The 3,879-nt window shown below is 67.7% G+C and carries 4 protein-coding genes; 2 read left to right on the top strand and 2 right to left on the bottom strand.

From position 1 onward, the window contains the following. On the bottom strand, positions 1 to 1,223 hold a 1,223-nt coding region (locus tag QN345_RS16615), incomplete at its 3' end, for an SMC family ATPase (protein WP_323508907.1). A 25-nt stretch (positions 1,224 to 1,248) separates the two neighbouring features. Further along, positions 1,249 to 2,442, bottom strand: coding sequence for an exonuclease SbcCD subunit D (locus QN345_RS16610; protein ID WP_134445909.1), 1,194 nt, complete (start codon positions 2,440 to 2,442; stop codon positions 1,249 to 1,251). A 178-nt stretch (positions 2,443 to 2,620) separates the two neighbouring features. On the opposite strand from QN345_RS16610, the gene QN345_RS16605 reads away from it, so the two are divergent. Both QN345_RS16605 and QN345_RS16600 read left to right on the top strand, forming a co-directional pair. Further along, the gene (locus QN345_RS16605; RefSeq protein ID WP_134445910.1) at positions 2,621 to 3,409 is read left to right on the top strand and encodes a DeoR/GlpR family DNA-binding transcription regulator; all 789 of its coding nucleotides are present in this window, start codon (positions 2,621 to 2,623) and stop codon (positions 3,407 to 3,409) included. Then, positions 3,406 to 3,879 (top strand): 1-phosphofructokinase family hexose kinase (locus tag QN345_RS16600; protein ID WP_323508906.1); only part of this gene is annotated, 474 nt, incomplete at its 3' end. The genes QN345_RS16605 and QN345_RS16600, both read left to right, overlap by 4 nt.

Here is a 3,879-nt window from a genome sequence, read left to right as displayed (position 1 = left end):
GACCCGGACTCCACATCGAGGGCCGGCAGTTCTTCCTCGGCCGCGAGGACGTCGTTCAGGGACCCGAGCTGTTCGAGGAGCAGGTCGATGGTGGCGGAGAGTGGGACGGCATCCTGATCGTCGTCGCCGTCCTGGTCGACCTCGTCGGAACCGTTGACCGTGATCCAGTTCTCCCGCGCAGCCACCTCCGCCCGCGCCGCGTCGAGGGCAGCGGCGAGCGCAGCGGACTCTGCTTCGATCTGGGGCCATACCCGGGCAGCGCGGTGCGCGGCCGCGAGGTCGTCACGGTCGGCGTCGACAACGGAGCTGCGCTCGTCGAGCACGGCCAGGGTGGCCGTTGCGGCGTCCCTGCGGTCCTGGCGGGCCCGCATCTCTTCCTGGGCCCGAAGCCCGGCCGTCGCGTCGACCAGTGCGGCATCCGCACGGGCAGCCGCGGCGACGGCGACGGCGAGTGCCTGCTCGAGTTCGGCGGTGGCCGCCTCGAACCAGGCCAGGTCTGGTGCTGCGGTGCCGGGCTCGGTGCCTGCTGGCACGTGCCGGGCGGCGGATGCCGCGAGAGTCTCGAGCCGCACGCGCACGCCGGTGAGTTCATCGTCGAGGGCCTTGCGACGCGTGATGAGTTCTGTCTCCAGACTCTGGAACCTGCTGGTGCCGAAGAGGGTGCGCAGGACCTCGCGACGATCGTCGGTCTTGGCGAGCAGGAACCTTTGGAACCGGTTCTGTGCGAGCAGGATCACCTGCAGGAACTGGTCCTGTTTGAGCGGCAGGATGCGGGAGAGTTCGTTCCCGACATCGACGGGGCGTGCGGCGAGACCCCGCCAGCCGTCGACTGCATCGGCAGCGGCGTCGACCGCGGCGGCGTCGCGGATCTCGAGCCGGGCATCCGGTGCGGACACGGTCGTGCCGATGCCCCGCTTTTTGGCCTTGAGGTACCTGGGAGTGCGGAAGATGCGATAGTCGTTCCCGTTCAGGCCGAATTCGAGCTCGACGAAGGTGGGATCACCGGGTTCGCAATGGTCGCTGCGCAACTGCGATTCCGTGCCCTCATAGCGCGGAACACTTCCATAGAGGGCGAAACAGACCGCGTCGAGGATGCTGGACTTGCCCGCGCCGGTCTTGCCCGTGATCAGGAAGATACCGTCGTCGTCGAAGCGCTCGAAGTCGACGACCTGCTCGTTCTTGAACGGGCCGAACCCGGCGAGCCGCAGGCGCTTGATCTTCACGTCGTACTCCTCGTGTTCCTGATGCTCACTGGGTGACTTCTTTCAGTTCCCCGGCCGCGAGCAGTTCGGCGACGAGGTCTCGCTCGAACTCCGTCTGCCCGACACCGTTGCGCACGAAGCTCAGGAAGCCGGCGACGATGTCGGGATCGGTCTGCCGGTTGATCCGTTCGGCGTAGCTCTCGCTGCCGGTATCCACGACGACGGCCGGCCGGTGTTCGAGCGTGACACAGTGCGGGAAACGTTTCTGGAGCGCCCGCATGCCGTCGAGGGGCCTGACCTGGTCGGTCAGCACGGCCGAGACCCAGTCCCCTTCGAATGCTGCGAACCTGTCGGCGGTGAGGAGTTCCTCGAGCTCGCCGGTGAGCACACTGAGCCTCCGGGGAACCGGGAGGGCGACCCACTCGATCTCGAGCTCGGCGCCCTTCCCCGAACGGTCGGGGCCGAGGTCGACCTGCCAGGCGCCGCGGGGCTTTGCGGCCTCGGCGAACGAGTAGTGCAGGGGTGCGCCGGAGTAGCGCACCCGGTCTTCGAGCCTGGCTCGCCCGTGAATGTGCCCGAGTGCGACGTAGTCCGGGCCCTCGAACACGCTGACCGGCACGAGGTCGAGCCCGCCGGCGGTGATGTCCCGCTCGACGTCGCTCGCCTCCTGCGTGGCCGCGACGCCGGCCGCGAAGCAATGCGCCAGCACGACGGAGCGACCGCCGCGGACCGCGAGATCCGACCGGATCTGGTCCATGACGAAGGTGAGCACCTGCTCGTGGGTCTTGAGCGTTCGTTCCGGGTGCGTCTGATTGGCATAGAGGTGGCGGACCAGGGCCGGTTCGAGGAAGGGGATGCCGTAGAAGTGCACGGGTCCGTGCTCGTCGGTGAGAGTGACCGGCGTGGCGACCTGTTCCGGCCGGGTGATCACATGGATGCCCGCCAGGCCGGCCCACTCGGACTGGAACCCGAGCCGGGTGGCCGAGTCGTGGTTGCCGCTCGTCATGATGACCTGCGCGCCGGCGTTCCGAATCTCGCGGAGGGCCGTCGCGAGGAGGGTGTAGCTGTCCGCTGAGGGCATCGCCGAGTCGAACACGTCGCCGGCGACGACGACCACGTCGATCGAACGATCGCGGACAACGTCGACGAGCGCGTCGAGCACGATCCGGAGGTGTTCGAGGGTCGAGTGCGTGTGGAACGTGCGCCCGATGTGCCAGTCCGACGTGTGCAGGATCCTCATGGTCGTCACGCTACCGTCCAGCACCGACACGGGCCGATCGGCCCGCCCACAGCATCCATCTTTGTTCTTCTGTGTTTTCCTTGACAAACAAAAAGAAACACAGATATCGTGTAGTCAATCCTGATCGAAGCGATCGGGCCGCGCAGTGGCGGGGGTCACTCAAAGACGAGGAGGTATCATGTTTGCGGAAGAACGGCAGGCGCTGATCGCCGAACTCGTCAGCGAAGCCAGCCGGGTCACCGTCAATGAACTCGCAACCCGCTTCGACATCACCCCGGAAACAGTGCGCCGCGACCTCGATACGCTCGAAGGCTCCCGGCAGTTGCGTCGAGTCCATGGCGGGGCCGTCGCCCTCGACCGCCTCAGCCTCTCGGAGCCGAGCCTGGCCGAACGGCAGACCCAGCGACACGACGAGAAGGAACGCATCGCCGCTGCCGCGTTCGCCATGATCCCGACCAGCCAGTCCGGGTCGATCATCCTCGACGCCGGCACCACCACCGAGCTCCTCGCCGACCGTCTCGCCGACTGGACATCCGCCGGACCCGACGACCAGCTCCTCGTCATCACGAACGCCGTTCCGATCGCATACAAGCTTGCCGGCAACGAGGAAATCCAGCTCCACCTCCTCGGCGGTCGCGTCCGTGGCCTGACCCGCGCGGTCGTCGGCCAGAGCACGATCGCGCAGCTCGAGGGGCTCCGCCCCGATATCGCGTTCATCGGCGCCAACGGCGTGCATGCCATCTTCGGCCTGAGCACCCCCGACCTCGTCGAATCGTCCGTGAAGACCGCCATCGTCCGATCGGCACGGCTCGTCGTCGCGCTCGCCGATTCCACCAAGCTCGACGAAGAGACCCTGGTGCGGTTCGCCGCCCTCGGGGACATCGACGTGCTCATCACGGACGCACCCCCATCACCGGAACTTTCCGCGGCCCTGGCCGCGGCTGACGTAGAGGTTGTGATCGCGTGATCATCACGCTTACCCCGAATCCGAGCCTGGACCGCACGATCTCGCTCGACGGCATCCTCGCCCGCGGCGAGGTGCAGCGAGCCGTGGCGAGCCACGTGGAGCCGGGGGGCAAGGGCGTCAACATCTGCCGCGCCCTTGAGGCCTCCGGCGTGGAGAGCCTCGCGATCCTGCCCGGCGACGCCCTCGATCCCGTGCTCATCGCGCTCTCCGATGCGGGCATCCCGCACCTCGGCATGCCGATCGGCGCAAGCATCCGCAGCAATGTCGCGATCACGGAGCCGGACGGCACCACGACCAAGGTCAACGTGCCCGGCCCGGTGCTGACCCCCGCGCAACAGACCGAACTCATCGATCTCGTGCTCGACCGGGCGGATGGAGCAGGCTGGGTCGTGCTCGCCGGCTCGCTTCCACCGGGAGCTCCCGTCGATTTCTACGCCGACATCATCCGCCGGCTGCGCGCCCGCTACGGC

The organism is Cryobacterium sp. 10I1 (assembly GCF_035019805.1).
In the GTDB taxonomy this organism is placed as follows: Bacteria; Actinomycetota; Actinomycetes; order Actinomycetales; family Microbacteriaceae; genus Cryobacterium; species Cryobacterium glucosi.
This window is presented reverse-complemented; position numbering and strand designations above follow the sequence as displayed.